This window comes from Kitasatospora sp. NPDC034035 (assembly GCF_055575755.1).
Window position 1 is genome coordinate 325,618 of sequence record NZ_JBVISA010000005.1, and the last position, 15,367, is coordinate 340,984.

Genomic DNA, 15,367 nt, shown 5'->3' on the forward strand with positions numbered 1-15,367 from the left:
CGTCCACTGCCGTTCCACTTCCTCCGGTATCGTGCGCCGTCGTCCGGGCCCGACGAGGAGAGGTGCAGGTCGATGAGTGGGGCGGCGCCGGGGTCGGCGGCCGGGTCGGGTGAGCTGCGGCGGCACCTGGGCGTGTTCGACGCCGTGGTGATCGGGCTGGGGTCGATGGTCGGCGCCGGCGTGTTCGCCGCGCTGGCGCCCGCAGCGGCCGCCGCCGGGTCCGGGCTGCTGATCGGGCTGGCGCTGGCCGGCGTGGTGGCGTACTGCAACGCGACCTCCTCCGCCCGGCTCGCCGCCCGCTACCCGCAGTCCGGCGGCACGTACGTCTACGGCCGCGAGCGGCTCGGCGAGTTCTGGGGCTACCTCGCAGGGTGGGGCTTCGTCGTCGGCAAGACCGCCTCCTGCGCGGCGATGGCGCTCACCGTCGGCTCGTACGTCTGGCCGGCCCAGGCGCACGCCGTCGCGGCCGCCGCGGTCGTGGCGCTGACCGCGGTCAACTACGTCGGCGTACAGAAGGCGGCCTGGCTGACGCGGGCGATCGTCGCCGTCGTGCTGGCCGTGCTCGCCGCCGTGGTCGTGGCCTGCCTGACCGGCGGCGACGCGGACACGGCCCGCTGGGCGGTCGGTGCCGACGCTGGCTTCCACGGCGTGCTGCAGGCCGCCGGCCTCCTCTTCTTCGCCTTCGCCGGGTACGCCCGCATCGCCACCCTCGGCGAGGAGGTCCGCGACCCGCAGCGCACGATCCGCCGCGCGATCCCGCTCGCGCTCGGCATCACCCTGGTCGTCTACACCGCCGTCGCACTCGCCGTCCTGGCCGTCCTCGGCCCCGAACGCCTCGCCCACGCCGCGGCGCCGCTGGCCGACGCGGTCCGGGCCGCCGGGGCGCCCGGACTGGTCCCGGTGGTGCGCGCCGGGGCCGCGGTCGCCGCCCTCGGCTCGCTGCTCGCGCTGATCCTCGGCGTCTCCCGCACCACGCTCGCGATGGCCCGCGACCACCACCTGCCGCACCCCCTCGCCGCCGTCCATCCCCGCTTCGGCGTGCCGCACCGCGCCGAGCTCGCGGTCGGCGCGGTGGTCGCCGTCGTCGCGGCCGTCGGCGACGTGCGCGGCGCGATCGGCTTCTCCTCCTTCGGCGTGCTCGCCTACTACGCCGTCGCCAACGCCTCCGCCTGGACCCTCACCCCCGCCGAAGGCCGCCCGGCAAGGCCCGTCCCGATCGTCGGCGCGGCCGGCTGCCTCACCCTGGCCCTCGCCCTCCCGGCCGCCTCGGTCCTCTGGGGCGCCGCCGTCCTCACCCTCGGCGCCGCCGCCTACGGCGCCCGAAAGGCGGCGGCCCGCCGCTGACGGCCGCTCGGCCGACGCAGCAGACGCTGCCCGGCACCTCGGCGAACGCGTCGCCGTTCGCGGTGACGACGCACACCTCCCAGCGCTCACGGCCCGGGCACCGCCGCTTGCTCGTACGTCCGAAAACGCCGACGGCCGGCGCGGCCTTTCCGCCTCGCCGGCCGTCCGTGGGTCGTGGGGGTTACCGGGCGCCCCACTCCTGGTCGGTGTGGACGATCTCGCGGCCGAGCGGCATCAGGGAGATCGGGATCATCTTGAGGTTCGCCCAGCCGAAGGGGATCCCGATGATCGACAGGAACAGCGGAACGCTGGTGATCAGGTGTGCGAGGGCCAGCCACCACCCGGCGAACACCAGCCAGATGACGTTGCCGACGCAGGACGCGGCCCCGGCGTCCGGCCGCTCGACCGCCGTCCGCCCGAACGGCCACAGGATGAAGCCGGCGATCCGAAAGGACGCAATGCCAAATGGGATGGTAATGACAAGCAGGCAACAGATAATTCCGGCGACAATATAGGCCAGGGCCATCCAAATTCCGCAGAAAACCAGCCAGATGACATTGAGAATGAATTTCACCGCACTCATACTTGGCACCTTCTCACGGCTGATGGCGTTGCACTACGACCGTGCCATGCCCACTGGCGAGCGTGTCTACGCCCTCAGGGGTTGTTCCTCAGGGGGCGGTCCGGGTGCCAGCCTCAGGTAGGGGTTCCTTCGGCCTCGGCAGCCGCCAAGGAGGGCCACGTGTGCGGGGCCGACTTCGAGGAACTGTGGATTGTCCTCCTTCTCTCCGTGGCAGTGTTTCGGACGGTCCTCCGGGCGGGGCACGACGCTGCTCCCGTTCACCGAGCGTTCCTGAGCTGCAGCCACTGTCCAAGAGGATCGCGCGGCTGGAATCCCTGCTCGGTACCGAACTGGACGGTCACCACTTCTCCGGGGGTAGTCGGGGACGGCCGGGGTGGCCGGTCATGCGCCGTCTCGGGTCGGCCGCCGGTGCGCTGGCCATCGTCGTGGGCGGCGGGCTGCTCGCGGCCGCTCCGGCCTCGGCCGCCGACCGGCCTCCAGTGGACAGCTACGGCCGGTTCGCATGCCGGTGCCCCGGTCCGACGGCCGTCGGCCGGGGCACCGCCGTCGTGCCGTGGGGTCAGGCCGGGCGGGGGAGGTACGCCAGGCCGTGGGCGCCGGGTTCGGCGAGCTTGGGGACGGTGAGGCGGGAGACGGGGGTGAGGGTGTCGAGGTCGATGACGTCGACGGTGGAGGAGACGACGCAGGAGACGTAGCCGAGGCGGCCGTCGGGGGAGGAGGTGATCGTCAGGGGGAAGAGGCCGACCTGGACGGAGCCGAGGCGGCGGTGGTCGTCGGCGGAGAAGACGGTGAGGCGGCCCGGGAGTTGGCGGGCCGGCTTGGAGTCGGGGTCGGGCGCGGAGCGGACCTCGCCGGCCAGGAGCTTGCCGGTGGAGGTGAGGTGGACCGGGAGGGCGGCGGACTCGGTGGGGAGGGTGGCGACGACCGAGGCCGACCGGGCGTCGATCACGCGGATACCGGGGGTCGCGTCGGGCAGCGCTGCGTAGCCGAGGTAGGGCCCGGCGACGTAGGCCCGGGTGCCGTCGGGGGAGACGGCGAGGCCCTCGCTCCCGGGGACCTCGACCTTGGTGGTCATGACACCCCGGTCGAGGTCCACGATCGAGACGAACGAGGCCTCCTTGTTGGTGGCGAAGCCGGTGCGCCCGTCCGGGGAGATGGCGAACCAGTGCGGGCCGGGGGCGCCGGTGTCGATCCGGCCGATCGGGCGGCGGGTCTCGGTGTCGATGACCACGACGCCGCCGGGGCGGTCCGGGCCGCCCTCCACACTGACGTAGAGGCGGCGGTGATCGGTGTCCAACGCCAGCCCGTGCGGGCCGTGTTCGGGGGCGAGGTCGATCACCTCGACGACGCGGCGGGTGTCGGCGTCGATCACGGTCAGTTCGGTGCGGCGGCCGTTGTGCGCGTGGTAGTAGCCGGAGTTGTAGGCGGTGGCGCACCAGAGCAGCCGCTGGGTCGGGTCGAAGCACAACTCGTGGGGCTCGGCGATGACTTCGAGGGTGTCGAGGAGCCGGTCGGTGGCTGCGTCGAAGAAGGAGACGGTCGGGCCGCTCTGGCTGACGACGGCGAGGACGTCACCGGCGAGGTGGGAACGGTCGGTACGGACGGTTGACACAGGTGCTCCTTGCGGCGGGTTTCCGTGCGGACGCTTCCAGTCTCGGCGCCCCGGGTCGGGCAACACCATGCAAGGATTGGCAGGGAATAGTTGACCAGAACGCAAAAGTGCAGCTCAGGAGCCATGGATGGACCTCAATCTGCTGCGGGCCCTGGACGCCCTGCTGCAGGAGAACAGTGTGACCCGGGCCGCCGAGCTGCTCGGCACCTCGCCGGCGGCGGTGAGCCGGACGCTGGCCCGGCTGCGCCGCGCGGTCGGGGACCCGCTGCTGGTGCGGGCCGGGCAGGGGATGGTGCCGACCCCGCGGGCGCTCGAACTCCGGGAGGAGGTGGGCGCGTTGCTGCGCGGCTGCGAGAACGTGCTGCGGCCCGGGGCGGGGTTCGCGCCCGTGCACCTGGAGCGGACGTTCACCGTGCAGACCAGCGATGTGGTGCTGGTCCGGGTGGCCGGGCCGGTGACCGAGCGGATCCGCGCGGAGGCGCCGAAGGTCGACGTGCTGTTCCTGCCGGAGGCGCTGGAGGGCGGGCCCGCGCTGCGACAGGGGCCGGTGGACGTCGAGGTGGGGGTGCTCGGGCAGTTGGATCCGGAGATCCGCACCCGGCCGCTGGTCCGGGCGCCGCTGGTGGGCGTGGCCCGCAGCGGCCATCCGCTGTTCGAGGGGCGGATCACCGCCCGGCGCTTCGCCGCGGCCGACCACATCGGCATCTCGCGGCGGGGCAAGCAGCTCGGGCCGATCGACGCCGCGCTGGCCGAGCGCGGGCTGCGCCGCCGGGTGGCGGTGGTGGTGCCGAGTCACACCAGTGCGATGCTGCTGGCCCGGGACAGTGACCTGGTCACGCTCGGCCTGGCGGACTGGCTGCCGCAGACGATGGCCGCGCTGGGTCTGCGCACCTTCCCGATCCCGCTCGAACTCGCCCCGCTGGAACTGGGGATGGCCTGGCATCCGCGCAACTCGGCGGATCCGGGCCATCGTTGGTTCCGCGAGCACCTGGCAGCGGCGGTCCGGCAGGCGCGGGGGGACTGAGCGAGGCGTTGAGGGGATGTGGGCCGGGCGCGGTACGGATCCCACTGTCCGTACCGCGCCCGGGAATCAGCTGAACCGTCGGCTACCGGCGGAGCGGTCCCTCGCAGGTGTAGTCGGCGGTTCCGGCCTTGCCGTTGGTCCAGACGTCGACCTTGCCGAAGCTGCAGTTCATGTCGTTGAGGTTGTTCGCTTCCTCGACGTTCTTGGTGCGGGTGAGGATGAAGTAGTCCACGGTGTCGGACATGTCCTTGAAGACCTTGTCCGGGTTCTTGGCGTCGGAGAGGTTGGCGGTGATCTTGCCGGTGCAGATGAAGCGCATCGGCTTGTTCGCCCAGTCGCCGTTGTTCTTGCAGGTGGGGGTGGCTCCGGTGGCGTCGGCGAACTCGTCCTGGACGTCGGAGGCGTCGGAGAGGTCGAGAGCGCCGTCGGCTATGAAGGAGGTCGACGGGACGTACAGGTTGTCGACGTTCTTGATCTGCGCGTCGAGGAAGGCGGAGTACTCGCCCTGCAGGGCGGCGTCGGCGCCGACGCGGTCGCGCCAGGCGTCGAAGCCGGCCGGGTCGTCGGCGCGCTGGTAGCCGTACATCTCGCGCAGCAGCGAGGGGTGCTGCTGCCAGAGGAACTCGAAGAAGGTGCCGGCGTAGTTGTAGAAGTGGAACGCCGGGGTGTCGGTGTAACGGGCGTGCAGGAGTTGGGCGATGGTCATCCGGGGGATGCCGGCGGCCTCGTCGGCGGCGAGTTTGCGGACCAGCGACTTGCGCACCAGGATGCCCTGGTCGCGGGTGGAGCCGTCGAAGAACTCGGCGGTGCCCTCGTCCATCGCGGTGGTCTTGTCGTTGGCGTACCAGCGCGGGTCGCCGAAGTAACCCGGCACCGCCCAGCGGCCGTTGAGGTAGTGCACGTACTCGTGGCGGAACAGTTCCTCGAGGGTGAGCATCGAGTCCTGCGGGACGCGCCGCTGGTAGGTGTAGAAGGTGGCGCCGCTCTCGATGTACATGCCGCCGTTGCTGGTGCTGTAGCCGGTGAGGATCGGCTGGTAGACCTCGTAGTCGGCGCGCGAGGCGTACAGGTGGATGTGCAGGGTGGAGTTGACGTCGCCGGCGAGCGGCTGGTCGGTGCCGAGGACGCGGAAGTACTGGCTCTTGACCTGCTTGCTCGCGTAGTACATCTGGTCGACGGTGGCCTTGTCGAGGGCGGTGCGGACCTCGATGGCGCCGTTGTCGTAGGTGTACGTGTGCGGGAAGAGCTTCGTCTCCAGGTCGGAGATGCAGACGCCGTACTGCTTGCAGACGCCGTAGGTGTTGGCCCAGCCGATGGCCTTGGCCCACGGGTCGGACCACTCGCCGAAGGCGGTCTTGGTGGCGGCGATCACCGGGCCGAGGTCGGCGAGGGTGGCGTCGCGCAGGGCCGGGACCTGCCCGAAGCGGCCGTACTCGGCGACGGCGTCGCGGGCGGCCCAGGCGTTCTTGGTGCCCTTGAGGTGACCCCAGGAGGCGTAGGCGCGGAACGCGGCGCGGTAGTCGGCGTCGGCGGCGACGGCGGCGAGGAAGGCCGGGTCCTGGTTGTAGATGCCGAGGTAGTTGAGGTTGAGCGCCTGGAGGACGGCGTTGCCCCAGGGGCCGCTGTCGGCGACGGTGGTACCGGGGGCGAGGACGCCCAGGATGCGCCGGGCGAGGCCGAGGTTGTGCTGGCGCAGGCCGTCGGCGCCGGCGGTGATAGCGGTCTCACGCAGGATGTTCGCGGCGAGGTCCGTGCGGTCGAAGGCGTGCGCGCTGCCCGCGTACGCCGTGATCGCCTGCTGGACGGAGCCGAGGGTGGCCGGGTCGCCGAGGTTCAACTCGTGGTGGCCGTAGGCGTGGTAGGCCGTGGCGTGCAGATACGTCCACAGCTCGTAGAGGTGTGAGGCGCCGGTGCCGTCGTCGGTGGCGGACAGCTGGGTGATCCGGTCGGCGACCGCCCGGACGTGGGCGTTGTCCATGGTGGTGGTGAAGCGGGCGTCCCAGGTCCAGAGGACGGAGCGCAGGCAGCCGTCGGCGGTGACGGCCGGGTCGGTGAGGAAGGCGGTCAGCTGGTCGGCGCCGAGGCCGGTGAAGCCGTCGACGGTACAGGGCACGCCGGCGGCGGTGCGCGGTGCGGTGGCGGAGGGTGCGGCGGCCACCTGGTCGGCGGTGGGGGCGGGGGCGCCGACGTGGTCGGGCAGCAGGCCGGGGACGAGGCCGGTGCCGAGCGAGCCGCCGCCGGGGGCCGGGGCGGGGGCGCCGGGCTTGGCGGTGGCGGTGCCGAGGTGTTCGGCGTCGTCGTACGCGGTGGGCTGGTCGGCCGTGGCCGGGGTGGCCGGGCCGGCCGGGGTGGGGTTGGCAGCGGCCGTTGTGGTGGAGGCAGTGGCGGAGGGGGAGGTGGTCGGGGGTGTCGGGGTGAGGGCCTGGGCCGTCTGCAGGGTGGGCAGGGTGAGGGTGACGGCCATGGCGGAGGCGAGCAGGACTCGCCTGGCAACGCGGGAAGTTGACACCGAATCTCCTGGAGGGGAAGTGGCAGGGCGGTGCGCGGCGGCAGTGCCGTGGGTTCCGGCCCGGGACTGCCGGGGGAGGCGAGGGCGGGCGTTGCGGGGTTGGGGCGCCCTCGAGTGAGCCGTAACATAGCAATGTGAAATTGCACCTGCCAAGAGGGTGAACGGAGTTGACTCCGAGTCGGCCCGCCGCCCCAGTTCGCGATACCCTGCGGGGGTACATGCGGGCGGAAGTGGAAGCGGAAGCGGTCGGGAGGCGGAGGATGGCGCAGCGGCAGCCGTTCGGTCCCCCGGTGCCGTGGGCGCTTCGCCTGCTGCTCCTCGCCGCGCTGCTGCTCGGTGTCGTGACGATGCACACGCTCGGCCATCCGACCGGTGGACACGGGGGTCGTGGCGGACACGGCGGGTACGCGGATCACGGCGGGCACGGGGATCCGGGGCCTCGTGCGGTCGCGGCGCAGCAGCCGCCGGAACACCACGTGATGGCCGGCCGGCCCGGACCTGCCGAGCCCGTCCGGTCCGCGACCGCCGACCCGGCCTCCTCCGCCGGCGGCATGGACCCGATGACGGTCTGCCTCGCCGTCCTCGCCGGCTGGACCCTGGTGCTGCTCGCCGCCGGCCCGCTGCTGCGCCGCCGTGGCGACGCGGCCGCCGACGTGCGGGCCCGCCTGCTGCGGGCCGTCCGCGCGCTGCCCCCGCCCGGGGGCGGACGGATACTCCTCGCCCGGCTCTCGGTGCTGCGTCAGTAGGCGCGCGCCCGCCGTCCCGTGCCCGCGGGCGCTCCGAAGCGCTCGCGCCCGCGCGGGCAACGGCTGACGCGACGTCCTGCACGCCCACACCACCACCGCACGAGGTGCACTCCGTCATGCGTACACCCACCCGTCGTACCGTCCTCGGCGCCGCGCTCGCCGCCGCCGGGACCGGCCTGCTCACCGCCTGCTCGTCCGACTCGATGAAGGGCATGGACCACGCGTCCATGAACCACGGCGCCACCGGCGCCACGGCCGGTGCGAGCGCCCCGGCCTCCGCCGCCCCCGCCGGATTCGTCGCCCCGAACGGTCCCGAGGTCGCCGCCGCCGAGGCGAAGCGCAACCCCGGCCCGGAGCGGAAGATCACGCTCACCGCCACCGAGACCACCCTCGACCTCGGCGGCCGCACCGTCCGCAGCTGGGCGTACGGCGACCGTCTGCCGGGTCAGGAGGTCCGCGCCACCGTCGGCGACACGCTCGCCGTCACCCTCGCCAACCACCTGCCGCAGCCCACCTCGCTGCACTGGCACGGCCTCGCGCTGCGCAACGACATGGACGGCGTGCCGGGCTTGACCCAGGCCGCCGTCAAGGCCGGCGCCTCCTTCGACTACCGCTTCGCGCTCGCCCAGCCGGGCACGTACTGGTTCCACCCGCACTCCGGCGTCCAGCAGGACCGCGGACTGTACGCGCCGCTGATCGTCGAGGACCCGAAGGAGCCGTTGCGCTACGACAAGGAGTGGGTCGTCGTCCTGGACGACTGGGTGGACGGCATCGACGGCAGCACCCCGGACGCGGTCCTCGCCGAACTCGCCAAGGGCATGGGCGGGATGGACCACTCGGGCGGCTCGGGCAACTCCGGCCACGACATGTCGGGGATGACGGGAATGCCGACGATGCCCGGGACGGACGCGGGCGGTACGGCGGGCGCAGCCGCCGGCCCCGCCCGGATGCTGATGGGCGCCCGGAGCCCCCTGCTCGGCGGCGACGCCGGCGACGTCGCCTACCCGTTCCACCTGGTCAACGGCCGCCTCGCCACCGCGCCCGAGACCTTCACCGCCAAGCCCGGTGACCGGATCCGGATCCGGCTGATCAACGCGGGCGGCGACACCGCCTACCGGGTCGCCCTCGGCGGCCACGAGCTGACCGTCACCCACACCGACGGCTTCCCGGTCGAACCGGCCACCACCCAGGCGCTGCTGCTCGGCATGGGCGAACGCTACGACGTCCTGGTCACCGCCAAGGACGGCGTCTTCCCGCTGACCGCGCTCGCCGAGGGCAAGAACGCCACCGCGCTGGCCGTGCTGCGCACCGGCGGTGGCGCCGCGCCCGACGCCTCGGTGCGCCCGGCCGAGCTGGACGGCCGGCTGGTCACCGCCGGGCAGCTCAAGGCCGACCCGAGTGTCCGACTGCCCGCCAAGTCCCCTGACCGCGCGGTGCAGTTGGAGCTCACCGGCGGCATGGCGAAGGCCGACTGGGCGTTCAACGGCCGCCGGTACGACCCGGCGCAGCGCTACCCGGTGGCCGCGGGCGAGCGGGTGCGGCTGGAGTTCCGCAACAGCACGAGCATGTGGCACCCCGTCCACCTGCACGGACACAGCTTCGCGCTGCCCGGCGACGGCCCGCGCAAGGACACCGCGATCGTGCTGCCGGGCACGACCCTGGCCGTCGACTTCGACGCCGACAACCCGGGGCTGTGGATGGTGCACTGCCACAACGTGTACCACGCGGAGGCGGGCATGATGACCGTCCTCGGCTACCGGGCCTGAGCGCGGGGTCCGCCGGCGCCCCCGCGCCCCGAGCCGCCCCGGCGGACCCCGAGCTGCCCCGATGGACCCCGAGCTGCCCCGATGGACCCCGAGCCGCCCGGCGACTCGGGGTCCGCCCGCTGCGCCGCCGGGTCCCGCACCCGGACCACTGCACCGTGCCACCCACGCCGACCTGCGCCTTCATGACGTTTTCTTAACGCGGGCCGATGACATCTCCTTAACGGTGGTCGCATAGCCTGGCGCACTGCCGTCGCCCGACGGCGCTTTTACGGGGTCTTTAAACAAGAGGTGCAAGGTGGTTTCGTCGGGTTCGACGGGGTCGACTGAGAAGCCGGTGGCGGCGTCTCCGTCGGCGCGAATACGGTTGCGCAGCTGGCTGCTGGAGGACGTGAGCGCGGAGAAGCCCGCGCAGCGGTCCGAGGCGGCCGGCGGCCCGGAGGCGTCGCACGAGGGCGCGGCGGCGGGGGAATCCGCCGCGCACGGTGCGCACGCCGGCCAGCGCTGGTGGCGGGTGATGTGCCTGACCGGCCTGGACTACTTCTCGACGCTCGGCTACCAGCCGGGCATCGCCGCCCTCGCCGCGGGTGTGCTGTCGCCGATCGCCACCATCGTGCTGGTGGTCGTCACCCTGCTGGGCGCGCTGCCGGTCTACCGGCGGGTGGCCCAGGAGAGCCCGCGCGGTGAGGGTTCGATCGCGATGCTGGAGCGGCTGCTGTCGTTCTGGAAGGGCAAGCTGTTCGTCCTCGCGCTGCTCGGCTTCGCGGCGACGGACTTCCTGATCACCATCACGCTGTCCGCCGCCGACGCGAGCGCGCACCTGGTGGAGAACCCGCACCTGACCGGCATGCTCGGCGGCAAGCAGGTGCTGATCACGCTGGTCCTGGTGGCGCTGCTCGGCGCGGTCTTCCTCAAGGGCTTCAGTGAGGCGATCGGCCTGGCGGTGGCCCTGGTCGGGGTGTACCTGGCGCTGAACGTGGTCGTGGTGGCCGTCGGCCTCTGGAAGATCATCGAGGCGCCGCACGTGGTCACCGACTGGACGGACGCGCTGACCGTCCAGCACGGCAACCCGATCGTGATGGTCGGCGTGGCTCTGGTGACCTTCCCGAAGCTGGCGCTCGGCCTGTCCGGCTTCGAGACCGGCGTCGCGGTGATGCCGCACATCGAGGGCGACCCCGACGACACCGAGGAGAAGCCCACCGGCCGGATCCGGGGTGCCCGCAAGCTGCTCACCACGTCTGCCGTGATCATGAGCTGCTTCCTGATCGCCACCAGCTTCATCACCACGCTGCTCATCCCCGCCGACCAGTTCAAGCCCGGCGGCGACGCCAACGGCCGCGCCCTGGCCTACCTGGCGCACCAGTACCTCGGCGGCGCCTTCGGCAGCGTCTACGACCTCTCCACCATCGCGATCCTCTGGTTCGCCGGCGCCTCCGCGATGGCGGGCATGCTCAACCTGCTGCCCCGCTACCTCCCGCGCTACGGCATGGCGCCGCACTGGGCGCGCGCGGTGCGGCCGATGGTGATGGTGCTGACCCTGATCGGCTTCCTGGTCACCTGGATCTTCGACGCCGACGTCGACGCCCAGGGCGGCGCGTACGCGACCGGTGTGCTGGTGCTGATCAGCTCGGCGGCCATCGCCGTCACCATCGCCGCGCACAAGAAGCGCGAGCGGGGCTGGACCGTCGCCTTCGCGGCGATCTCCGCGATCTTCCTCTACACCACCGTGCTGAACTGCATGGAGCGGCCGGACGGTCTGAAGATCGGCGCCTGCTTCATCGCCGGCATCATCCTGGTCTCGCTGCTCTCCCGGCTGCGCCGGGCCTTCGAGCTGCGGGTCACGAACGTGGAGCTGGACGATGTGGCGGAACGTTTCATCAGGGACTACGCGCACCGTCCGCTGCGGCTGATCGCCAACGAGCCGAGCCACCGCGACAACGCCGAGTACCGCGACAAGATCCGCCAGATCCGCGCCGACAACGACATCCCCGGCGAGGACGACCTGGTCTTCGTCGAGGTGACCGTCCGCGACGCCTCCGACTTCGAGTCCGCGCTGACCGTCCGGGGCGAGGTCCTGCACGGGCGCTACCGGGTGCTCACCCTGGAGAGCTCCAGCATCTCCAACGCGATCGCCGCGCTGGCGCTCACCGTCCGGGACCGCACCGGGCAGCGGCCGCACCTCTACTTCGAGTGGACCGAGGGCAACCCCTTCGCCCAGTTCCTGCGGTTCTTCCTGTTCGGACAGGGCGAGGTCGCGCCGGTCACCCGCGAGGTGCTGCGCGAGGCCGAGCCGGACCGCTCGCGCCGCCCGCGCGTACACGTCGGCTGACCGGCAGCCCCTGACCCCCTCGGCCCCCCGGCGCCTGCACCACGGCCCGTCCGCTCCCGGTGAGCGGGCGGGCCGCCGTCGTTCCCGGGGTCGCCGCGGTGCTCGCGGTGGTGCTCCCGGCCGTCTGACGGCGTGACGCCGCCCACGCCCGGGAGGGGAGGGCGTGGGCGGCGGGTCAGGAGGGGTGGGTCAGGACGGGGTCAGGTCAGGACGGGGGCAGGACGGGTCAGGACGGGAGGTCGAGGACCATGCCGGGCTGGATGAGGTCCGGGTCCTCGCCGACGGTGCGGCGGTTCAGGGCGTAGAGGGCGGGCCAGCCGCCGGGCACGTGGAGGCTCTCGGCGAGGTCGGCGAGGTTGTCGTTCTCGCGGACGGTCCAGGTGCCGTCCGTGGAACCGGAACCGGAACCGGAACCGGAGGCGGAGACAGCGGGGGCGGAATGGGAAGGCCGGGCGGCTGCGGGCGGCGGGGTGGTGGCCGGGGGCGGCAGGGCGCCGTCGCGGTCGTGGCGGCGGGTGGCGCGGGCGCCGCAGACCGGCCAGGGGGAGAGGCCGCGGCGGCCGGCGAGGTGCTGGGCGACGGCGATCTGCTGGTCGCGGGTGGCGAGGTCGGGGCGCGGGGCGTAGGCGAGGCCGCCGTTCTCGCGCCAGGTGGGCTGGTCGAACTGGAGGCCGCCGTAGTAGCCGTTGCCGGTGTTGACGCGCCAGTTGCCGCTGCTCTCGCAGGCCGCCACCCTGTCCCAGTCGTACCGGTCGCCGCCCGGCCGGCCGGGGTCGGACCCGGTGGCGCGGCCCGGTGGTGCGGCGTGGGCCGCAGGGGCGGCGAGGGCCACGGTGAGGGCGCAGAGCGCGGTGGGGACGAGGCGACGGAGACAGGCGGTGGCAGGCATCGGCGGCTCTCAGGTTCGGGGACAGGACGTGCGCCGTCCGGAGGCGGCGCACTTCCACCGACGCACGACTGAGGGCGCCGCGCCGCCGACACGTCCGGCAAGTCACCCGCACGGCCGCCCGGGACCACCCCGCCGGCCCGCGGCCAACCGGCCGTACCCCCCTTCACCCGCCGACCCCAGAGTGACCGGGACGTTCCTCGAAGAAGAGTACGAACGATGACGATCGATCAGGGCACCGTACGGGCCGAGTTGGGCGTGATCGGCGGCTCGGGGCTCTACGCGCTGGGTGATCGAGGGGCCGCGCTTCTCCACCCGCGCTGAATCCCGCTGGTCCACCGCCGACGGCTGGTCGGTGGTCGGCATGACCGGACACCCGGAGGCCGTGCCGGCCCGTGAACTCGGCCTCTGCTACACCTCGTTCGCGCTGGTCACCGACCTCGACGCGGGCGTGGAGAGCGGCGAGGGCGTCACCCACGCGGAGGCGCTGAAGGTCTTCTCCGGGAACGTCGACCGGCTGCGCACCGTGCTCTTCAAGGCGCTGGAGAGACTGCCCGCCGAGCGGGACTGCGTCTGCTCGCACGCCCTGGACGGGGTCGCCACCGGCCTGCCGGGCGTGGTCGCCGGCTGAGCGCCGCGTTCGTCGGTCGGTTCGCCGGTCAGTCCGCCTGCCAGTTCGCCCGTGAGGTCGCCCGGCAGGTTGTGTACCGAGGTTTTCCGGCCGACCGGTGTTCAGCTGCCGTTCGCCGTCCGCACGGTCGGGTGTGGTCCGGCCGTGCGGTTCGGCTGGGAGCCTCCTGGGCGATTCCCGGAGCCCTGGAGGCGGCAGTGGTGGCACACTCTTCGACACGTCCTTCCCGTAGAACGGTCCTTCGGACGGGGACGGCGGTCGGCGCGCTCGCCGCGCTGCCCGCGTCCACGCTGCTGTGGACGCAGCCGGCGGTCGCCGGCACCCCCGGTCCGGAGCAGATCCACCTGCAGTGGGGCGCCGAGCCGTCCCGCGAGATGACGGTCTCCTGGGCGACGGCCGTCTCCGTACAGCGCCCCCGGGTGCGGATCGGGACCCCGCGCGAAGGCGCCGGCCGTACGGTGGACGCGCGCACCCGCAGCTACGTCGACGGGCTCAACAAGGTCGAGACCTTCACCCACCACGCCCGACTGACCGGCCTGCGGCCCGACACCACGTACGTCTACGAGGTGCTGCACGACGGCGCCCAGCCGGTGCGCGGCACCTTCCGCACCGCGCCCGCGCGCGGCCGGGCCGCGTTCCGCTTCACCAGCTTCGGCGACCTGGGCACCGGCGACAACGTGTTCAGCAAGTCCTCGATCCACGGCGCGGCCGCCGTCCGGCAGGTCGAGCAGTTCGCACCGCTGTTCCACCTGCTCAACGGCGACCTCGCGTACGCCAACAACAACCCGCAGCGCCAACCGCAGGCGTGGAACGCCTTCATGAACAACATGGCGACGTCGGCCGCCAACCGCCCGTGGATGCCCACGCCCGGCAACCACGAAGTGGAGGCAGGCGGCGGCGACCTCGGGTACGCCTCCTACCTGACCCGCTTCGAACTGCCGGACAACGGCACCCGCGACCACTGCGGCAACTGGTACGGCTTCCAGGTCGGCTCGGTGCTCTTCGTGAGCCTGGACGGCAACGAGATCGCGGTCGAGGACGACGCCAGCATCGACCCGGCCACCGGGCAGTCCATCTACATCAGCGACTACAGCGAGGGCGCCCAACTCCGCTGGCTGGACCGGCTGTTGTCACGCGCCCGGGGCGGGCGCTCGGTGGACTGGATCGTCGTCTACCTGCACCAGTTCGCGATGTCCTCGTCGGCCGCCAGCCACGGCGGCGACATGGGCATCCGCGAGAAGCTGCTGCCGCTGCTCGACCGCCACTGCGTCGACCTCGTCCTCGCCGGCCACGACCACGACTACGAGCGCACCCACCCGGTGCGCGGCACCGAACCGGGCGGCCTGCTCACCCCGGCCGTCGCCGACGACGACCAACGGCAGATCGACACCTCGCAGGGCACCGTCCACCTCATCCTGGGCGGCGGCGGCACCGCCGGCCACGACGACGTCTACCTGCCCGCCGACGAGAACGGCGTCCGCGAGGCGAGCGTGCGCACCCAGCGGCTCACCTTCAAGGCCGACCCGGACGCCAAGGAGAAGGCCCACTGGTCGGCCGTCACCGACCCGGACACCCAATTCCCGTACGGCGTCGCCGTCTTCGACGTCGACCCCGGGCTGGTCCCGGGCGGCCGGACGACCATCACGGTGTCCTACTACCACTCGGTGCCGGCCACCGTCGCGAACCCGGCCCCGACGCCGGTGCTGTTCGACCGCTTCACCCTGTACCGCGACCGCAGCGACGGCTGGGACGGCTGGGACGAGGACGACCAGGGCGAGGACGGGAACGCCCGGGGCGAGCGCGCCGCCGCCCGGCGGTAGCCGTTCTTCCAGGAGGGCCCGCCGCTCCGCCCCCGGGGTGGGCGGCGCGGCCTGTCCCCTGCCGGTGGGCCAGACATAAACGTCGATGGGCCCCACCGCCCCCCCCCCCAATGGACCCGC

General features: G+C 72.8%; 10 protein-coding genes and 1 pseudogene. 7 read left to right on the plus strand and 4 right to left on the minus strand.

Annotated elements, in window-relative coordinates:
- Positions 1-72 precede the first annotated feature (72 nt).
- Positions 73-1,344 (plus strand): APC family permease, encoded by a 1,272-nt coding sequence (locus ACZ52J_RS10180; RefSeq protein ID WP_465617363.1) that lies wholly within the window; start codon positions 73-75, stop codon positions 1,342-1,344.
- Between the two features lie 181 nt (positions 1,345-1,525).
- Here the strand turns inward: ACZ52J_RS10180 and ACZ52J_RS10185 are convergent, their stop codons facing one another.
- A complete protein-coding gene (locus ACZ52J_RS10185; RefSeq protein ID WP_465617365.1) occupies positions 1,526-1,927 on the minus strand; it encodes a YccF domain-containing protein in 402 nt (133 codons plus the stop codon).
- A 559-nt stretch (positions 1,928-2,486) separates the two neighbouring features.
- The gene (locus tag ACZ52J_RS10190) at positions 2,487-3,539 is read right to left on the minus strand and encodes a YncE family protein (RefSeq protein WP_465617367.1); all 1,053 of its coding nucleotides are present in this window, start codon (positions 3,537-3,539) and stop codon (positions 2,487-2,489) included.
- A gap of 127 nt (positions 3,540-3,666) precedes the next feature.
- Here ACZ52J_RS10190 and ACZ52J_RS10195 point away from each other — a divergent pair, with 127 nt between their 5' ends.
- Positions 3,667-4,563, plus strand: coding sequence for a LysR family transcriptional regulator (locus tag ACZ52J_RS10195; protein WP_465617369.1), 897 nt, complete (start codon positions 3,667-3,669; stop codon positions 4,561-4,563).
- Positions 4,564-4,645: 82 nt separating this feature from the next.
- On the opposite strand, the gene ACZ52J_RS10200 is transcribed toward ACZ52J_RS10195, so the two are convergent.
- A complete protein-coding gene (locus ACZ52J_RS10200) occupies positions 4,646-7,072 on the minus strand; it encodes a collagenase (RefSeq protein WP_465617371.1) in 2,427 nt (808 codons plus the stop codon).
- A gap of 260 nt (positions 7,073-7,332) precedes the next feature.
- Between ACZ52J_RS10200 and ACZ52J_RS10205 the strand changes: the two genes are divergently transcribed.
- The 3 genes from ACZ52J_RS10205 (at position 7,333) to ACZ52J_RS10215 (ending at position 11,910) form a co-directional block, all read left to right on the plus strand.
- Complete coding sequence (locus ACZ52J_RS10205; RefSeq protein WP_465617373.1) at positions 7,333-7,818, plus strand: hypothetical protein; 486 nt, start codon at positions 7,333-7,335, stop codon at positions 7,816-7,818.
- Between the two features lie 116 nt (positions 7,819-7,934).
- The gene (locus ACZ52J_RS10210) at positions 7,935-9,584 is read left to right on the plus strand and encodes a multicopper oxidase family protein (protein ID WP_465617375.1); all 1,650 of its coding nucleotides are present in this window, start codon (positions 7,935-7,937) and stop codon (positions 9,582-9,584) included.
- Positions 9,585-9,942: 358 nt separating this feature from the next.
- Positions 9,943-11,910, plus strand: coding sequence for an APC family permease (locus tag ACZ52J_RS10215; protein WP_465617433.1), 1,968 nt, complete (start codon positions 9,943-9,945; stop codon positions 11,908-11,910).
- Positions 11,911-12,136: 226 nt separating this feature from the next.
- Here the strand turns inward: ACZ52J_RS10215 and ACZ52J_RS10220 are convergent, their stop codons facing one another.
- Positions 12,137-12,799, minus strand: coding sequence for a transglycosylase family protein (locus tag ACZ52J_RS10220; RefSeq protein WP_465617377.1), 663 nt, complete (start codon positions 12,797-12,799; stop codon positions 12,137-12,139).
- A 271-nt stretch (positions 12,800-13,070) separates the two neighbouring features.
- Here ACZ52J_RS10220 and ACZ52J_RS10225 point away from each other — a divergent pair.
- Together ACZ52J_RS10225 and ACZ52J_RS10230 are read left to right on the plus strand one after the other, a co-directional pair.
- A pseudogene (locus tag ACZ52J_RS10225) lies at positions 13,071-13,427 on the plus strand (phosphorylase family protein); the annotation flags it as partial.
- A gap of 200 nt (positions 13,428-13,627) precedes the next feature.
- Positions 13,628-15,247 carry a purple acid phosphatase family protein gene (locus ACZ52J_RS10230; protein ID WP_465617379.1) on the plus strand — a complete coding sequence of 540 codons (1,620 nt, stop codon included), beginning with the start codon at positions 13,628-13,630 and terminating at the stop codon, positions 15,245-15,247.
- Positions 15,248-15,367 lie beyond the last annotated feature (120 nt).